This is a genomic window from Parapedobacter sp. GCM10030251 (genome assembly GCF_042666505.1).
In the GTDB taxonomy this organism is placed as follows: Bacteria; Bacteroidota; Bacteroidia; order Sphingobacteriales; family Sphingobacteriaceae; genus Parapedobacter.
In genome coordinates this window covers 715,626-733,163 of record NZ_JBHTDN010000001.1, presented here as the reverse complement: position 1 = coordinate 733,163, position 17,538 = coordinate 715,626, and the positions used below count along the sequence as shown (strand labels likewise).

Genomic DNA, 17,538 nt, shown 5'->3' with positions numbered 1-17,538 from the left:
CTCAAGACCCTAGGCAACTTTTCGGATCAAACTCCATGTCATTGCTATTTTCAGGGCTAGCATCGCACCAAGGAAGCCCAGCAGCGTTGCGTACCCGGTATAGGAAGCCAATTTCCCAAACAGCAGCGGCATAACCGTTATGCCAATATAGGCGCTGGCCATCTGCATGCCCATAATTGCCTGGGAATGCTTTTCGCCGAAATTGCGCGGCGTATCGTGCAGCAGACTTGGAAAAATGGGAGCACATCCCAAACCAACTAACAAAAAACCGGGCAGGAATAATGCCTTCACGGGCAGCAACAGCACCAATAATCCCAGACCGATCAATCCCTCGCCTATATAAACAAGCCGCTTGTTGCTCAGCCTGTCGGAAAGGAATCCCGACGCAAAACGGCCTGCGGTAATTCCCACAAAATAGACGGATATCAGCCTCGCAGCATCTTCCGGCTCGACGCCTCTGGTGAATACAAGAAAACTTGCGCCCCACAATCCGAAAGTTGCTTCGATTGTACAATAGCAGAAAAAGACTATGAGCGCCTGTTTCACTCCCTTGATTTTGAGCAACTGATAAAACGAGCGGCGTTCCCCCTCCCCTCTCGGGTTGTCGCTTGTTGCAGCGCCTCGTATCCAAAGCGGCGTTGAAGCCAGCAACACCGCAAATAGTGCAATCTGGATCCAACCGACCGTCCGATATCCACTGGTCCACGCTTCGCCAGCCGACAAGTAAGCAGCCATGATCATTGGGCCAGTGGCCGCCCCCACCCCCCAGAAACTATGCAGCCAATTCATATGCCGGGCCCGGTAGTGCAACGCCACGTAATTGTTGAGCCCCGCATCTACACAGCCTGCGCCAAGGCCAAGCGGAACCGCGAGCAAGCATAGGTAGCTGAAATGCTGTGATAGGGAATACCCCAATAGCGCCAACGCGGTGATCAATACACTTAAGGTTGTAATGGACGCGACACCAAATCGGTTAATCAATCTCGCGCTCAGCAGACTCGAAACAACCGTTCCCCCGGCCACGATCATGGAGATGATCCCGGCAAAGTGGACCGGAACCTCCAGGTCAACATACATCGTCGGCCATGCGGGCCCTAATAGGGAATCTGGAAGACCAAGGCTGACGAATGCGAGGTATATCACCACAAGCAGTAGGCCTCTTTTCACGTTCATGCTTTCGAATTAATGCTCATCTCGTTAACATCCGGGGGACGGCCAAAGCTATAAAAAAATTGCATTTAATCCACTTGCAGCCGGGGTTAAGCCTCACGTCTTTTAAAGTAAACGATTCGAGGCTCCTGCTGAGATTCGGTGATGCATATTGACCCTACGTAGCGCAAAGCAAAATCCGTACTTTTGTAATCTGAATTTGATTCGAAACAAAATGGGACACATCAGAGCTTATTACGAACGCGTAACGGAATTGAGCGAGTCCGATTGGCAGTATATCGCGGCATTATTTGAGTATGTAAAGTTTTCAAAAGGAGAAACCATCACAGAACAAGGCAATATTGAACACTTTCTGTATTTCATTGAGCAAGGGATTATCCGGTATTATATCTGTGACGAAACAGTGGAGACCACATTTGATTTCTGCTTCGAGAAGGCGTTTGCTAGTGCGTACAACTCGCTGATCACCCAAACCCCGTCGGAATACCGGCTTGGTGCATTATCCAATACGGTCGCCTGGCGGATATCTTATGAAAATCTCCAGAAGATGTATGACAATACCCGTATCGGGAATGCCGTCGGACGATTCCTTAGCGAAAAATTATATATCACAAAAAGCAGCCGGGAATTAGCGTTATTGAGGTTTACCGCGAAAGAACGTTATTGCCATCTCTTTTCGGAACGCCCCGAAATCATCAAGCACATCCCGCTGAAATACATCGCATCCTATATCGGCATCACACCGCAGGCCCTGAGCCGGATTCGCAGGGAAATTTGTTAACATAGATTCATTGCATTCAAACCCGTTTCTTCAGACCTTTGCCCTAAAAGGATTGAAAGTGATTTTACCCATACTTGCCTACGGACATGCCATTTTACGACAAAAGTGCCGGCCTGTCACCAAGGACGATCCGGAACTGAATGTATTAATCGACCACATGTGGGAGACCATGAATGGAGCGAACGGATGCGGACTGGCGGCTCCGCAGATTGGTGAACCCATCACGTTATTTATCGTGGATAGTCAATCGACATTCGAAAATTGTGAGCCGCAAGAACGGTCGCTTTATTTTCCTGCAGAGGACGAAGGAATTAGGGAAACATTCATTAACGCCCGAATAATCAACAGGACAAGTGAAGCCTGGGAGGATGAGGAAGGTTGTTTGAGCATTCCCCATCTTAGCCGAAAGGTAAAAAGACCTTGGACGATTGAGGTTGAATATATGGACCGGCAATTCATAACACATCTCAAGACATTCAGCGGTATGACCGCACGTATGATACAACATGAGTACGATCACACACAAGGTATTTTGTATCTGGATTATATACAGCCCCTTACACGAAAACTCATGGAAAGCAAGCTTCGGAAAATTTCAAAGGGACAAATCCGCGCAAATTATCCCATGCGTTACAAAAAATAATTGCAATATTTTTTATATTTGCACCGGTTTCATACAAGCCGACTAACTACTTCAATAGACTCCGTAGCTCAGCTGGTAGAGCAACTGACTCTTAATCAGTGGGTCGACAGTTCGAACCTGTCCGGGGTCACCTCTTGGGACAAGTCTAAAACAACCGACTTGTCCCATTTTTTTGCTCTCAGTCATTCCCTCATCGTTTCCGACGGTAATGTAACTGTGTTAATCCGGTGTCATATGTCTTTACCGTTACAACTTCAAGCAATTGTTCAGGCCTTCCGTCCTTAAAGAGTTTTACGCCGGCACCCAATAGTACGGGTATAATGGAAATTATAAACTCATCTACTAACTCATCTTTTAACAGTTCATTTATCACTTCTGCTCCACCGTCACAGTAGATATTCTTACCTTTCTCAGATTTTAACCGATTAACCAGTTGGGTCAAACTTCCTGTGTAAAATGTTGTTCTGCCCACACTTGGCCTATTGGTTCTTGTTATAACGAAAACATCTCTTTCTCCGTTATCATAATGAGAAGTGCCGATTTCCTTAAGCACATAATCATAGGTTTTCCTACCAATAATTAATGTGTCGATTGTGTCCGAAAATTCGGCATAACCATAATCTTCTCCATTTTTCTCTACAAGTTTCAAGAAACTTAGATCGTCATTTGGCTTTGCAATGTAGCCGTCTAAACTCATCGCAATGAAAAGTGATAATTTACGCATCTGTCTTAAATATTAAAGTCTATGCAAAATTACTTTCCCATAACCAGTAAACTTTGGAAAAATGCGACAAAATTAAAGTTGAGATGGGGCCATCCCTGTATTTCTTTTGATCTCGTTTGTTAAATGTGAATGGTCATAATAACCACACTCAAACGCGATATCTGCCAAACTTGTTCGTTGCTTGGATTCGTTTATTCTAAACAACGCATTTTGAAACCGAACAATACGAGCATACTCTTTTGGGGTGATCCCTAATTGTATATTGAACTTTCGCTCTAATTGCCTTACGGTTGTAAAGTTCTTTTTTGCGATTTCGCTTATAATTACCTGACCTTGCGATTGATGAATATCTTCCAAAACTGATTTCACGAGTCCGTTTACAGGTTGTAACCTGTGGATGAAAAACTCATGTAAATAGTGCACTCTATTATTCATAAATTTATCGATGTCAAAAGAGTGCCTTTTCTCGAGCTGAATCGTTTGGTCTATTATTTCATTTTGCGGAGCGTAGTTGTAGAAATTTGGGAATACGCCTGGTTTCAAACATACGCCGAACAAGTGCGTATTTTCATCTATGAAGCTGTCCTTAAAGGATGTCATTGCCCCTACTGCGTATGTTTTTCCAAAGTCCATTTTAGCCATTCCGTTATCTGTAATGCAGGTGTCTCCCAGATTGAGGATTACCCCTGCGCAGCCGTCAGGGAAATTTCTTTCCCATTGTTTATCCATATTTTCACCAGTAAGTTCCCAAAAGGTGTGAATATACGGTGCTAATGCTGAAGATGGCGTTATTTCCCTATACTGCATGTCTGATTATATTAGCCCGGAAATGGCCGTTAAACTGAATCGTCACAACTCATTCCATATTCGCCGGTAAAGGTACCGTTCTATAAATCAGCATTAATTTGCCAGCGTCATTTCGTCGATAAGGTGACCGGCTCCGGCGAACTTATCGATGATAAACAGCACGTAACGGATATCCACGGCGATGGTGCGTTGAAGTTCTTTGTCAAAGATCACGTCGCCGGCCATCGCCTCAATGTTTCCGTCGAATGCGATACCGATCAATTCTCCTTTTCCATTCAACACGGGTGAGCCGGAATTGCCCCCAGTAATATCGTTATCCGTTAGGAAATTGACAGGAAGGTTGCCCTCTTTATCTGCATACCGTCCATAATCCCGGTTTTCATAAAGGGTCCGTAGCCGTTCCGGAATATCAAATTCCTCGTCACCGGGTTTATATTTGGCAATGGTTCCCCTCAATGTCGTAAAATAATTGGCGCTGGCATCGTTCTTCGGATCAGGTGGCAATGGATTAATTTTGCCATAGGTTAGGCGAAGCGTACTATTGGCGTCTGGATAGTACGTCTTTTTGGGATTGCGCTTTCGTGTTCCTTCCACGTACAAGCGAAAAGCTCGTTGGAAACGCCCTTGGCGCTCCTGCTGCTCCGGTGAAGTCTGCCGGTACCGGTCAAGCAAGGCCTCCGAGAGCCGATACAGGGGATCTCGCTGCAAACTGAGCGTGTCGGGATCAGCGAGAAAAGCATCGACCCGTTCGCGGGATGCGAACACACTGGTTTCAAAAGCCGAATCGATATAGCCGGAAAAATCCCGGCGGTGATGCCGGTACAGTGAATCGATGTACACAGGTACTCCCCATTCGGCTGCCTTTTCGGTATATAGGTTCAATAGAGAAGCAAGCACATCGCGCTCCAGGGGTAAGTACAGATTATCATAGGTACCTTCGAGGCTCATGGTAATTTGCTGCGATACCTCTTTCCGCTTTGCTTCGTTCTGTGCCGCATAATATAGGAGGGCATTGCCCAGTGAGGAGGGCAGCGCCGCGAAGGTGCTGGACCGCAGCAACCCGATCAGGTAGTTGTCGTGCCGGGCTTTCAAGTCGGTTTCTTTATAATATTGATTAATGTCGTCAACAACAGCGCCGTAGCGTTCCCGGTTGCGCCGCTTCTGCGCCCATTTATCGAACCGGACTTCTTCTGCTGCCTTGATGCGGGCCGTTTGGTGCTGGGTGAGGGCATCGATCATTCCTTGCCGGTTCTTCCAATAATTGGCAACCTGGGAATACTTGGAGGCGTAATCCAGTTTAACCTTAGGATCGGCATCCATATATTTTTTCATCTGATCCATTCCAAGCTTGGAGGCTTCCACCCATGCCGGGTATGCATAGTTCACGTTCTGGTCCACACCGCCCGAGGGCATCCAGCGATTGGTACGGCCGGGGTATCCTAAAATCATCGCAAAGTCATCCGCGGTGTACCCGTTCAGGCTGACCGTGAGGTGATGTTTCGGCTTCAGCGGTACATTGTCTGCCGAATACGGCGCGGGATTACCGTCCCGGTCTGCGTATACCCGGAATAGCGAGAAATCGCCTGTATGGCGCGGCCATTCCCAGTTATCTGTATCACCTCCGAATTTACCGATGCTGTTCGGCGGTGTACCCACCAGCCGAACGTCGGGATAATCCTGATAAACAAAATAGTAATATTCATTACCTTCATAGAACGAACGTACGGAAACGGTATATTTCCCGCCTTCATTGTTTTCCTGTTCGATTTTAGCAATTTCCCGGTTGATCGCGCGTTCCCGGTCAGCCTCGGTCATTGTATCATCTACGACACTCAATATCCGCTGGGTGACGTCGTCCATTCGGACAAAGAAACGTACAGAGAGCGCTTTCGGCTTCAGTTCGTGCTGCCGGGTAGCCGCCCAGAACCCGTTGGTCAGGTAATCGTTTTCCGGGGTCGACAATTCAGCGATAGCACCATAACCGCAATGGTGATTGGTAAGCACGAGCCCTTGTCCGGAGACGATTTCGGCCGTACACCCGCCACCGAACTGCACAATAGCGTCTTTGATGCTGGAATGGTTGATGCTATAGATTTCCTCCGCGGTCAGCTGCAGTCCCATTTTTTGCATATCGCGCTCGTTAAGGCGCTTTAAGTGCATCAGGAACCACATGCCTTCGTCGGCAAGGGCGCTAAGCTTTAACGAAACAATAAGTACTAAAACGATGATTTTCTTCATAATGAAACAAACTAACTTCCTGAATTTAATCTTTCTGTGCCTCCGGCGGGTCCGGAAGTTCATGTGCGCAGGCAAAGCTACGGATACCCTGCAAATTATGCAATAAAGCTGCCGGGGTATTTTCATCGGTGAGCGATCAGAAGACTGCCCTGCCCGTTCATCGATGAGTGCGTAAGTATATTTCTTCCGGACTAGCGTTGGTCACCGGACTTTTCAGTCGTGGAATGGGGCGAAATCCCGTCAAATCAACCGCTGGGGTGAGGTAATCCTCCCGTATCGGTTCCTCACGCACCAGATCAGTGCTTAGGTACTTCTTGTTGCTGTCGCAAAGCAGCGTGACAACGGTAGCATCCGGACCGAGTCGCTGCTTAAGCCGGATGGCGCCAATCACGTTGGCCCCAGAAGAGATGCCCACCGCCAATCCCAGCACACAGGCCAGTTGCTGGGCCATCAGAATGGCGTCACCATCGCTGGCCTGGATCACCGCATCCAATTCGCTGAACCGAATAATAGGAGGAATAAACTCATCAGAAATGCCCTGAATCCGATGTGTACCAGCCTTGTAGCCGGTGCTTAGGGTAGGGCTCTCAGCCGGTTCAAGCGGATGGACTGAGATGGTGGCGTCACGACGCTTAAAGTAGCGGGCTGCCCCCATCACGGTGCCGCCTGTACCGACGCCAGCTACGAAAGCGTCGGGCTTGAGCCCCCACTGCTCCAACTGCAGCCAGATCTCCGGCATAGTCGTCAGTTCATGTGCTTCGGCGTTGCTGCCGTTCTCGAATTGACGGGGCAGGAAAACGTCGCCCATGACGGCCAGCTGCTCGCAATGTGCAATACTGCCGCAAAAACCTCCTTTCTCCCGGGATATTAATTCGACCTTTGCACCGAAGCTGCGGATAATATCCACCCGCTCTCTACTGAGCCAGTCGGGCATAACGATCGTCACCGGGTGGCCCAGTGCCCGGCCAATGGCAGCCAAGGAGATTCCGGTATTGCCACTAGTTGCCTCGACAATCATATTGCCAGGAGCGATCTGTCCGCGGGCGTACGCGCGCTGGAGGATATGAAGGGCCATACGGTCTTTCACACTGCCCGTCAGGTTATAGTGTTCACATTTCACATAGATACAATCAGGCCGGCCCTTGTATCGGTAGTCCAGCCGGAGCATCGGTGTATTACCCACGAGGTGCCAAAGCTGGCTGATGACGTTTTCGACAGTAGTCATTGTGTGCATTTTTTTACAAATCTCCACAACACCTAAAATAACCGCAACACATCGCATCAAAAACCGAATTTTAAACGGAAAAACATAAAACTCACCGAATATTTTCCTAATATTGCCCGGCCGACGGACGCCGTCGCTAATTTTTTAACCGGTTACGCCTATGGCCATATTAGACCCGATTGATCTAGAGCTGCTTCGCATTCTGCAACGAGATAATTCGCTTACAAACAAGGAACTGGGCGACCGGCTACACCGCTCACCTACCGCAATCCAGGAACGGCGGCGGAAACTGCTGGAACAAGGATACATCAAACGTTCGGTGGTAATTCTTGACAAACTGAAAATCGACCGGACGTTGACCGTTTTTGCCCACGTCTTTCTGAAAGAACATAGTGCCGAAGCCCTGGACCGCTTTGAACAGGAAGTAACGGCATTTCCGGAAGTGATGGAATGCTTGCAGATGGCCGGTAATCTTGATTTCATCCTTCGAATCGTTACCCGCGATATGGAAGGCTACAACCGGTTGTTGCGAGAACGGATCGCCACGTTGTCAAACATCGCGACCATCCAGAGCTTTTTTGTGTTGCGCGAGCCCAAAAGCGACACAGCCTATCCGATTTAGATTAATCGAAAAAGAAAAATCCGAACAACTCCCAGGCGCATTGGATACGAACGATGTGGAGATGCTCCAGACAAATTTACCAGTTGCGCATCACGTTCCGATGGTCTCCTATCAAAGGATTTATACAAAAACGAAAGCCAGCAAAAACAAACAATATCCGAGGTTTTTTGTGAACAAATTAAGGAGAAGTCACAAAAATGAAAAAGTGGGTAACGGAAATTCTGGCTCTTGATCCGGTTAGCGGTCACTTAAAAACCTACGGAGGACCACACATTGATGCGCCTACGTGGGAAGAAGCAACGTCATTCTGCCAAGCCAACGGACTCGGATACTGCAGGGTAGTCGGGCAACTTATCGCCGAAGTTGATGAAACCACCGGAGTAAAAGTAGACTATGATAACCTGAACTAACGCATAACTAATTTCAACGTAGGTCGCTTAAATCAAATAATTTTTGCCATATTTAGCGCACGAATAACGCTAACAACAGCGAACGGCTTCTAAAGAAATACAGATGAAACTTGCTACTTATAACGTAAATAGCATCAATGCGCGGCTTCCGATCGTGTTGCGATGGCTGGATGAATGCCAACCAGACGTCGTGTGCCTCCAGGAACTAAAAGCGATACAGGAGAACTTCCCGGTTGAAGCTTTGAAAAATGCCGGCTATGAATCCATCTGGCATGGGCAAAAAAGTTGGAACGGCGTAGCCATTCTTTCGCGCCTGGGAAGGCCAGCTGAGGTTTGCAGAGCGCTCCCTGGAGATCCAGATGATACGCATAGCCGCTATATCGAAGCAAAAATCAACGAAATAGTGGTCGGTTGTTTGTACTTACCTAACGGCAATCCGGCTCCAGGACCTAAGTTTGACTACAAACTCAGCTGGTTAGATCGCCTCATCGCCCACAGTCAATCACTGCTTGAACAAGGTTCGCCGGTAATATTGACCGGCGATTTTAATGTCATTCCCACAGAATCGGATGTGTACAAACCCGAACGATGGGTAGACGACGCACTCTTCCGTCCGGAAACTCGGGAATCCTTCCGTCGGTTGATTGCTCAGGGATGGACCGATGCGTTGAGAAAATTACATCCCGACGAAACCATTTACACATTCTGGGACTATTTCCGAAATGCATTCGGTCGCAATGCGGGGCTGCGCATCGATCATTTTCTACTGAGTCCTGCAGTGGTACCCAGGTTACGTGCGGCAGGTGTGGACCGGCATGTACGAGGGTGGGAAAAATCCAGTGATCACGCGCCGGTTTGGATCGAGTTAGATTGATTTGAGCTAATGCAAACAAAAGTTACCTAGTTACAGGGTTCGCTGCCCGTTAACCAAATCGCCCTCAGCTTTTTGGCTTGCGGTGATGCCAAATCGTCAATGACCAGCTTTTTAGCGTCATCGGGGTGATAGCGTATCCCTACCAAATCAAAGTAATCCTCATAAGGGATCGGCGTATTGCCTTGTGTATACTTCACCAGGAAATCCCTAGCTTCGCCATAACTTAGCTTCGCAATTTCGTCGAAAAGTTCCTCGTCCTCAAAAAACCGATCTTTTCCGTAACGGACTCCAAGGTCATGGGTCAAGTCCTTCAGGCCATACCCTCCTTCGGAAAGGTGCAACAGGTAAATATCCAAACAAGCTCCGATCAAGGCTCCCTTTTGATAGACATTTCCATACTGATCGGCATAGGTAGACGCTGCATATTTACTCAATTGAGTAAATGCCAGCGAATCGTCGTAATTCGCACGCGAATCAGCAATTTTGGCCGCTAGCTTATCCAAAAATTGCTCCGGAGTATTGATGCCGCTTTGTACTTGCACATGATGGGCAGTATATTCGGTCGTACCTTCGTAAAGCCATAGATGCTTGGACAACACGGCAGTGTCGTAATTAAATTCTTTTACTTCCCTCGAAGCAATGGTAAGCGGAGTGATAATATGAAAAAATTCGTGCGAAGACACGTCGACAATCATATTTTTCAGTACTTCCGAAGGCATTTCGGGAATATAGTAAAAAGAAGACATCGTGTGTTCCAATGCGCCGCCCAGCCCCAGCGGAAAAGACTGCTTAATCTTCATATCCTTGAAATAGTAAAGGAATGCATAGCGATCCGCGGGCAATTTGCCTCCCAGGTATTTTCGGGCCCCGTGAAGCAAACTGGTAAGCCAATTAGCAATTTCCCGCGATTGGATCAGCTTATTGGGCGAATACACAGACACCAATACCTCACAATTGCCAACTTGAACGGTTGTGGTGTCAGGAATACCGTACATGATCGGGGTATCATAAAGATCATCAAGGCTCTCCATATGGAAAACATCGCGGGTGGCGGTGCTTTCTACCGGAAGCTTAGCCGAAGATCCATAGAAACCGGATGGTTTTTCGAAAGTCAGCTCTATGGGCAGCTTATTATGTCCCTCCATGTACCCGAAAATACCTGGCGTATGGACAACTACGTTTTTATCTTCAATGTTCGTGGCCGCCATCGGATAAATATGATGTTCTTTGTCCGTATCAAAGATATCCTCAACTTCGTAGCTGATTTTGTAAAGCTTTTTGGCTTTGCCAATTTCCCACTGGTTGGTATTCAATTGCTTCACCGGCAGCCTCCTCCCCTTTCGGTCTACCGCCACGACGTGGGTTGCAAAAGCACCATAATCGCTGATGGCATAGGTACCCGGGATGATCTTGGGTAGCGCGAAGACAACCGTCGATTCGGTTATCTCCGGCGTGATAAGCGTTACGTTGAACCTGTCATCTTCAAGACGGGTTAAATCAACCGTATATTGGTAGCGTTGAGCCCATGCCATTTGCAGGGAAGCAATTCCTGCACATAGCAAAAGCAGTGCGTTTCTCTGATTATACATAGGAGCCAAATGTAACACATTTTGGCGAAATATGAGCCGGTCATACAATCCATCCCGATGCCGCTCCATCGCTAATTTGGTTGCTATTTTTCGTTTAGCCGTCGGATGATGTTGGCGAGTTGGTGGTTGTGCCGCAATGTGTGTACCAAGACGAAATTAAGCCATTCCATGCGGGTCAGGGCGCCCAGGGTAGGCAGCTCAAAATCAAGGCACGTCAGGGTCATATCTGCGTTGCTTTCTGCGAAATGCAGAATCGCCGTCGTTCGCGACGCTAAGGAATTTAGGAGTAAGTTTTTATCAAGTGATTCCTGACTTGGAAGAATGAACTCCGGGGATTGCATTTTTATCTCGAAATTAAGAAACTGCTCACTTAACGGCGTGATATAAGCCCCAGGATCACGCGTTGTAGGCTTGGTATGTCCGGTAAGGCATTCTACGACATTGTAAGATTGCCTCAAGTGATCGCCTACTTGCCCTGCGGTCCAGCTCCCCGGAAAGGGAACCGCGTTTAGCTCATTTTCATCAAGGGAAGATAAAACGGACGTCAATTCATTGAACGCATTTTTCAGCGAGTTGGATAAGTTCTCCTGCATACGAGTTTAACTAAAAAGTTCACCTCTGCAAATTTACGGTTATCACAGCCCGATGGCACGGCAGATTGTGACAATCGGAGGGCCTAAAAGGACAATCTTTGCGCGTAACAGGCCGCTACCATCTAGCCAAACGGTAGGCGCTGTCCCAAAACCGGTACTCCAGCCGACTGGCCGTAACAAAGGCTTCGATCATTTGTGCCCGCATTCGGTCCGTAGTAGCGCCCGCTGCCCTATTGCACCGGCTTATGGCTTGTTGCACAGATTCTGCAAAATCTTCTCCAGCGTACGTTTCAATCCATCGGCGGTATGGATTATCATGGGTTTTCTGGTGAGCATACGTGTAATCGCCCACTTCTTTGTAAATCCAAAAGCAAGGTAGCACCGCCGCCATTGCTACCTCCACGGGCTCCAGGGCAGCCACACTCTTTAGGTAATGGACATAGTGATGACAACCAGGCTCAAGTACGCCACGTTCGACAACGCCAAAATCGCGGAAATAGGATTCATGCAATGCGCTTTCCACGATAATCGCATTCGCTCCAAAGCGCATAAACGCCAGTGCGTCATCGTTGTCGGCAGCCCGGGTGCCGATAAGTGCCAATGCACGTCCGAAGTGCGCCAGGTAGCCGGAGTCCTGCGCCATGTAAAATTGAAATTTTTCCATCGGCAAAGTACCTTCCCGCAATTCGGTGAGAAACGGCATGCCAATGATCGATTGATAAATCGGCTCAATAGCCCTCCAAGCTTGCTCAGACCAGGTCATGTTTCCTAAGTGGTTGTGGGTTAAAAAAATGATTCAGGGGGCCATTACCTTTGCCGATCTGTACATCTCGGCCATAAAGAATGGCTTGATGCACATACTGCTGTCCTTTATCCACCGCTTCTAGTAGACTTTCCCCCAGGGCAATGAAACTGGCGATCGCTGAAGACAGCGTGCAGCCTGATCCGTGGGTATTATCCGTTTCGAACCTATCAAAGTTAAACTCGTGGGTAGAGCCTTGTGCGTCAAAAAACAGGGACGTCAGACGGGGGGTCTTTAAGTGACCGCCTTTCAGCAATACGGATCGGCATCCCAATTTGCGTATTTTTTCTCCGGCACGGCGCATGTCATCCAGCGTGCGTACTGGCATCTCGGCAAGAATAGCTGCTTCGTCCATGTTCGGAGTGATCACCGTCGCCAAAGGAAACATCCGCTCGACAATCGTCTCAATGGTATGATCGGCGATAAGTTGGTCGCCGCTCGTTGCCACCATCACCGGATCAAACACTACCGGAACATTTGGATACCGTGCAAGCGTATCCACAATGGTAGCCACCAGCTCACCGGTATGCACCATGCCGATTTTAATGGCATCGGGAAAGATGTCGTCGAGAATGGTTTCGATCTGCGCACCCACCGCGTGTTCCGGAATCGGGTAGATGGACCGCACGCCTCGTGTATTCTGCACAGGTAATGCGGTTAAAGCCGACGTTGCATAACAACCCAGCGCCGAAATCGTTTTGATATCGGCCTGTATCCCGGCGCCACCGCTGCCATCGAATCCGGCGATGGTCAATACGGAGGGGTAACGAAAGCTCTTTACATTCATATTGTGTTGTTAATAAGTTCTGTCAATTCACGAGCTGCCTCATAGGGACTATCCGCGGAGCAGATCGCCGAAACAACGGCAACGCAATTGGCGCCAGCCTGCATGACTTCTACCACATTATCGCGGTTCATGCGACCTATGGCAACCAGGGGCTTTCCGGTTTGTTGGCGGATTTTCCGTATCCCTTCTATACCCCATTCGGTCAGCGTGTCGCGCTTGGTAGGGGTACTGAAAACCGGGCTGATTCCCAAATAATCGGCTGCTTCGGTTTCGCGGCTATCTAGTTGTTCCAACTGCTCAATTGAATAACCGACCAAACCGGCGCCCTCCCAAATTTTGCGGACTGCCTGCGGGCGCACGTCGTTCCGGCCTACATGGATACCGGCTGCTCCCAACTGCATGGCCACGTCCAGATTATCGTTGATCACCAGCGGCACACCATAGCGATCGGTCACCGCCTTCAATCGGGTGGCATTTCTCAAAAACGCTTTTGTTTCGAGCTCCTTTTCGCGCAGCTGAAGTATTTCCACCCCGCCAAGGATCGCTTGTTCGGCCACCCAGACGAAGTCCCGGCCACGACAATCCGCCTCGGAAATCACCAAATACAACCGGTATGGAAATAAGGCACTAAATTGCATAAGATATCCGGATCCCTTTAACAAACTCTTCTTCCGTAATGCCGTACAATTTGTCGAGTAAGTTAACCTGCAAGCTGCCGGGGCCAGCACTCACTGCAGCCGCCAATTCACCGCTGATGCCTAAGAGTGCCATGGCCGCACTAACTGCTTCCATGGTATCCGTTACCACGGCAACAAAAGCGCCGATAATTGCAGTAGCGGAACAACCCAATCCGGTAACCTTGGTCATCAGCCGGTCGCCATTATCGATACGCACCGGCGGGCCTTCTCCAACCACAAGGTCCGTCTCTCCAGAGATGCACACAACGCTGCCATACTGCTCCGCGATAAACCGTGCTGCATCCAACGCTTCTTCACTGGCGGCGGTACTGTCCACCCCTTTGGTGGTTTTGCGATTCACCTTGGCCAAGGCCATAATTTCAGATGCATTGCCCCTGACCACCGTAGGCCGCATGGCCAGCAATTGGCTGAGAGCCTGATCGCGGTACGGGGTTGCCCCCGCCCCGACGGGATCGAGCACCCAGGGTTTGCCGGAACGCTGGGCGATGGCCGATGCCTGCAACATTGCCCCAAGCCAGTGTTCATCCAGTGTGCCGATGTTGATCACCAACGACTGGCAAATCTGAACCATGTCAGCCATTTCGCTTTCCGCGTGCGCCATGATTGGCGACGCACCCACCGCTAGAAGCGCATTGGCGGTAGTATTCATCACCACAAAATTTGTAATGTTCTGCACCAGCGGAGATTGCCGCCTTACAATCTGTACGTGATTCCAAAGTCGCTTTTCCATGTTTAAATCTCTAAATCAATGGCTAAAGCGGGTTCCTTTGGAACGATTGGAAGCGATTCGTCACAGGATGGGCATGACGACGGAACTTTTCCCTACGCCGGTATGAGCCGGATCAGGTTCAAAGGGTCTTTCTCAATTCTTTTCAGAATACCCCTAAAGCCGCATCAAAGATATAAAAAAATAGTGGTTTTTTTTTCACGCAGACCAAACAATAACAATCCCAAAACTTTAGTTTAAATAAGGAGAAAGGAAATATGATGACAACACCAGCCACATATAAAATAGGCGGCCAACTGGAAATCAACCGGATGGGCTTCGGAAGCATGCAACTTACAGGCCCCGGGGTGTGGGGCGACGCACCCGACCGTGAACTCGCCAAGCGTGTGCTGCTTTCCGCCGTTGAATCGGGAGTCAATTTCATCGATACAGCCGACTCGTACGGTCCGCACACCAATGAGAAGCTCATCCGGGAAGCATTGTCCCTGCATTATCCAGACATCGTCGTGGCTACAAAAGGCGGATTGGAGCGCACGGGGCCAAACCAATGGCCTGTCAATGGCCGGCCAGAACATATACGGCAAACCATCGACGACAGCCTCCAGCGATTGGGCAAGGATGAAATTCAACTATGGCAGCTGCATCGCATAGACCCTGATATACCGATCGAGGAAACGCTTGGGCCGGTGGCTGAAGCCGTGAAGGCCGGAAAAATCCTACATGTAGGCCTTTCAGAAGTGGGTATTTCCGATATCGAACGTGCCGAAAAGGTGGTGCCTATCGCCTCCGTACAGAACCTCTACAACCTGTCAGAACGCAAATGGGAATCGGTTGTTGACTATACAGCAGAGCGTGGATTGGCCTTCATACCTTGGTATCCTTTAGCTTCGGGCCCTGACAAGTTACAAACCAAAATCGGCGCGCTGGCGCAGAAATATCAGGCTACACCAGCCCAGGTTGCACTGGCGTGGTTATTGAAGCGATCGCCCAATATCCTGCTCATTCCGGGCACCAAATCACTCCAGCATTTACAAGAAAACTTAGCGGCGGTTCGAATCGGGCTGTCCGACGAGGATGTCGAAAGTTTAACGACGATGAGCAACGGGCATTCCAATCCGGCATGAACGATTTTATCTTAAAAGTGGTGGCAACGGTTGTCGGTGTCGGAGCTGCGTCGGGCTTGTTTTATCGAGACGACTCGGTATATCTCATTTCCGACAACACCAATTACCTGTATCGTTATTCGCTATCGGCCAATACGCTTAGCAAGACCTTACTGGTAGATGACGACACCCCCCGCGAGCAGCTCCCCAAAAAACAAAAACGAGATTTTGAAGCGATTTCGATTGCTGAAAACCGCTTCTATATTTATGGATCGGGATCAGGCAGTATCAGAAAACGAAATATACAGGTTGCCATTAACGTCGCTGACTCAGGCTGGCGCATGCAGAATGACCTGACGTCATTATACACACGCCTTCGCGGACTTTTCCATATTTCAGACGATGATTTCAATGTTGAAGGAGCCGTACATCACAATGGACAAACCTATCTCTTCAACCGCGGCAATGGCCCAGGACATGTGAACGGCATTTTCAGATTAGGTGCCGCCACACGCGACACGGCATTCATTCCCGTTGATTTGCCTAAATTGGAAGGCGTACAAACAGCTTTTACCGATGCGGTTGTGCTAGACGACAAACTGTACTTCCTTGCCGCCGCTGAAGATACGGAATCCACTTATCACGATGGTACCGTATATGGAACGCTTCTGGGTACGCTTTCCTTGCCAGACCTGTCTTTACAGCGCTGTGCGGTCATCTCTCCTTCTCATAAATTCGAAGGGCTCACGTTCGTTAGGCGGGATGCCAAGCGGTTAACTTTCTTTCTATGTGAAGATTCGGATACAGCCGGTCTGGAAACGAACATTTACCAATTGTCTATTTCCGAATAATCGGATCTGGTAACTCTTCAATCTTTCAGGGAAGCCATATCAATTACGAAGCGATAATGGACATCGCCTTTCAACAACCTTTCGTACGCCCTATTGACGTCTTGTATATGGATCAATTCAATGTCGTCCGTAATGTTTTTTACAAATGTAGGCGAATCCTTTCCTTTAATCCAACCGTGGTAACTCAGAAAGTTAGGAACCGTCAATGAATCCCTGGAATGTTCGTATCGTAAACTTTAGTTAGTAGTGTTCATTTTTCACCTTACGTGCCCATGTATCAAAAGGTGCCAGAAATTCTTCCTGGCGATAAAATTCGAATGGAATCTTCCGGTCATTAATGGAATGTATTATTTCCTCATAAATAAATGCATCGTCGAAACCTGCAGCCGCCGCATCCATACGAGTAGCGGCATACCATACCCGTTCTGGTCGTGCCCAATAAATCGCCCCCAAACACATGGGACAGGGTTCACAGGAAGTATAAAGCGTGCAACCACTTAACTGGAAATTGCCCAGGTGGGCGCATGCCGACCGGATGGCTACGATTTCTGCATGGGCAGTGGGATCCTTATCCGATAGAACCCGGTTGTAACCGCTGCCAATGATTTGCCCTCCTTTAACAATAAGGCAACCAAATGGCCCGCCATGGTTGCCTCTCACCCCTTCTTCGGCAAGTTCCACTGCTTGCTTAAGAAAAGAAAGGTCACTTTCGGTAATTCTGTTCATAATTAGTGCATTTACCCCCTTCACACCTTAGCCATTTGAAAGCCATTTTATCACCACGATCCAGGATAAAGATACACATATGCAGCAATTATTTTGCGTGTAACGGGAATTTCACTAAATTTGCGTCCGAAAAATAGAAATAAGCTATATGTAATCTTCCTTTCTTTC

The 17,538-nt window shown here is 48.6% G+C and carries 19 protein-coding genes, 1 tRNA gene, 1 pseudogene and 1 riboswitch; of the genes and pseudogenes, 8 read left to right on the top strand and 13 right to left on the bottom strand.

Going from position 1 to position 17,538, the window contains the following annotated elements; genetic code table 11:
- Window positions 1-9: 9 nt before the first annotated feature.
- Window positions 10-1,173, bottom strand: coding sequence for an MFS transporter (locus tag ACFQRK_RS03075; RefSeq protein WP_379003517.1), 1,164 nt, complete (start codon window positions 1,171-1,173; stop codon window positions 10-12).
- Window positions 1,174-1,384: 211 nt separating this feature from the next.
- On the opposite strand from ACFQRK_RS03075, the gene ACFQRK_RS03070 reads away from it, so the two are divergent.
- The 3 genes from ACFQRK_RS03070 (at window position 1,385) to ACFQRK_RS03060 (ending at window position 2,724) form a co-directional block, all read left to right on the top strand.
- Window positions 1,385-1,951, top strand: a complete 567-nt coding sequence (locus tag ACFQRK_RS03070) for a Crp/Fnr family transcriptional regulator (RefSeq protein ID WP_379003515.1) — start codon at window positions 1,385-1,387, stop codon at window positions 1,949-1,951.
- 10 nt (window positions 1,952-1,961) lie between these two features.
- The gene (gene def, locus ACFQRK_RS03065; protein ID WP_379003513.1) at window positions 1,962-2,594 is read left to right on the top strand and encodes a peptide deformylase; all 633 of its coding nucleotides are present in this window, start codon (window positions 1,962-1,964) and stop codon (window positions 2,592-2,594) included.
- Between the two features lie 57 nt (window positions 2,595-2,651).
- Window positions 2,652-2,724: transfer RNA gene (locus tag ACFQRK_RS03060), tRNA-Lys, on the top strand.
- Window positions 2,725-2,784: 60 nt separating this feature from the next.
- Here ACFQRK_RS03060 and ACFQRK_RS03055 read toward each other — a convergent pair.
- From ACFQRK_RS03055 to ACFQRK_RS03040, 4 genes are all read right to left on the bottom strand, one after another.
- Window positions 2,785-3,318: a dihydrofolate reductase family protein gene (locus tag ACFQRK_RS03055; protein WP_379003511.1), complete on the bottom strand. Its 534-nt coding sequence runs from the start codon at window positions 3,316-3,318 to the stop codon at window positions 2,785-2,787.
- 72 nt (window positions 3,319-3,390) lie between these two features.
- Window positions 3,391-4,125, bottom strand: a complete 735-nt coding sequence (locus ACFQRK_RS03050; protein ID WP_379003509.1) for a DUF6597 domain-containing transcriptional factor — start codon at window positions 4,123-4,125, stop codon at window positions 3,391-3,393.
- Between the two features lie 93 nt (window positions 4,126-4,218).
- Window positions 4,219-6,363 carry a S46 family peptidase gene (locus ACFQRK_RS03045; RefSeq protein WP_379003507.1) on the bottom strand — a complete coding sequence of 715 codons (2,145 nt, stop codon included), beginning with the start codon at window positions 6,361-6,363 and terminating at the stop codon, window positions 4,219-4,221.
- 157 nt (window positions 6,364-6,520) lie between these two features.
- Complete coding sequence (locus ACFQRK_RS03040; RefSeq protein WP_379003506.1) at window positions 6,521-7,588, bottom strand: PLP-dependent cysteine synthase family protein; 1,068 nt, start codon at window positions 7,586-7,588, stop codon at window positions 6,521-6,523.
- Window positions 7,589-7,748: 160 nt separating this feature from the next.
- On the opposite strand from ACFQRK_RS03040, the gene ACFQRK_RS03035 reads away from it, so the two are divergent.
- The 3 genes from ACFQRK_RS03035 to xth all read left to right on the top strand — a co-directional run bounded on the left by ACFQRK_RS03035 (window position 7,749) and on the right by xth (window position 9,494).
- Entirely contained in the window at window positions 7,749-8,210 is a 462-nt protein-coding gene (locus ACFQRK_RS03035) for an Lrp/AsnC family transcriptional regulator (RefSeq protein ID WP_379003504.1), read from the top strand.
- Between the two features lie 197 nt (window positions 8,211-8,407).
- A complete protein-coding gene (locus ACFQRK_RS03030; protein WP_379003502.1) occupies window positions 8,408-8,620 on the top strand; it encodes a hypothetical protein in 213 nt (70 codons plus the stop codon).
- Window positions 8,621-8,723: 103 nt separating this feature from the next.
- Complete coding sequence (gene xth / locus ACFQRK_RS03025) at window positions 8,724-9,494, top strand: exodeoxyribonuclease III (RefSeq protein ID WP_379003500.1); 771 nt, start codon at window positions 8,724-8,726, stop codon at window positions 9,492-9,494.
- Window positions 9,495-9,520: 26 nt separating this feature from the next.
- Here xth and ACFQRK_RS03020 read toward each other — a convergent pair whose 3' ends face one another.
- The 6 genes from ACFQRK_RS03020 to thiM all read right to left on the bottom strand — a co-directional run bounded on the left by ACFQRK_RS03020 (window position 9,521) and on the right by thiM (window position 14,693).
- Window positions 9,521-11,083, bottom strand: coding sequence for a peptidase M61 (locus ACFQRK_RS03020; protein ID WP_379003498.1), 1,563 nt, complete (start codon window positions 11,081-11,083; stop codon window positions 9,521-9,523).
- 83 nt (window positions 11,084-11,166) lie between these two features.
- Window positions 11,167-11,676, bottom strand: a complete 510-nt coding sequence (locus ACFQRK_RS03015; RefSeq protein WP_379003496.1) for a DinB family protein — start codon at window positions 11,674-11,676, stop codon at window positions 11,167-11,169.
- Window positions 11,677-11,791: 115 nt separating this feature from the next.
- Window positions 11,792-12,439 carry a thiaminase II gene (gene tenA, locus ACFQRK_RS03010; RefSeq protein WP_379003494.1) on the bottom strand — a complete coding sequence of 216 codons (648 nt, stop codon included), beginning with the start codon at window positions 12,437-12,439 and terminating at the stop codon, window positions 11,792-11,794.
- On the bottom strand, window positions 12,426-13,265 hold the full coding sequence (thiD, locus tag ACFQRK_RS03005) for a bifunctional hydroxymethylpyrimidine kinase/phosphomethylpyrimidine kinase (protein ID WP_379003492.1): 840 nt from the start codon (window positions 13,263-13,265) through the stop codon (window positions 12,426-12,428). The genes tenA and thiD overlap by 14 nt, the downstream gene beginning before the upstream one ends.
- Window positions 13,262-13,903 carry a thiamine phosphate synthase gene (thiE, locus tag ACFQRK_RS03000; RefSeq protein WP_379003489.1) on the bottom strand — a complete coding sequence of 214 codons (642 nt, stop codon included), beginning with the start codon at window positions 13,901-13,903 and terminating at the stop codon, window positions 13,262-13,264. Before thiE ends, thiD begins: the two co-directional genes overlap by 4 nt.
- Window positions 13,893-14,693 (bottom strand): hydroxyethylthiazole kinase, encoded by an 801-nt coding sequence (gene thiM, locus ACFQRK_RS02995; protein WP_379003487.1) that lies wholly within the window; start codon window positions 14,691-14,693, stop codon window positions 13,893-13,895. Before thiM ends, thiE begins: the two co-directional genes overlap by 11 nt.
- 72 nt (window positions 14,694-14,765) lie before the next feature.
- Window positions 14,766-14,858: riboswitch (TPP riboswitch) on the bottom strand.
- An 89-nt stretch (window positions 14,859-14,947) separates the two neighbouring features.
- Here thiM and ACFQRK_RS02990 point away from each other — a divergent pair.
- On the top strand, window positions 14,948-15,814 hold the full coding sequence (locus ACFQRK_RS02990; RefSeq protein WP_379003484.1) for an aldo/keto reductase: 867 nt from the start codon (window positions 14,948-14,950) through the stop codon (window positions 15,812-15,814).
- The gene (locus ACFQRK_RS02985) at window positions 15,811-16,644 is read left to right on the top strand and encodes a DUF6929 family protein (RefSeq protein WP_379003482.1); all 834 of its coding nucleotides are present in this window, start codon (window positions 15,811-15,813) and stop codon (window positions 16,642-16,644) included. Before ACFQRK_RS02990 ends, ACFQRK_RS02985 begins: the two co-directional genes overlap by 4 nt.
- A gap of 17 nt (window positions 16,645-16,661) precedes the next feature.
- On the opposite strand, the pseudogene ACFQRK_RS02980 reads toward ACFQRK_RS02985, so the two are convergent.
- A pseudogene (locus ACFQRK_RS02980) lies at window positions 16,662-16,781 on the bottom strand (NAD(P)-dependent alcohol dehydrogenase); the annotation flags it as partial.
- 103 nt (window positions 16,782-16,884) lie between these two features.
- The gene (locus ACFQRK_RS02975) at window positions 16,885-17,370 is read right to left on the bottom strand and encodes a nucleoside deaminase (RefSeq protein WP_379003479.1); all 486 of its coding nucleotides are present in this window, start codon (window positions 17,368-17,370) and stop codon (window positions 16,885-16,887) included.
- Window positions 17,371-17,538: the final 168 nt, after the last annotated feature.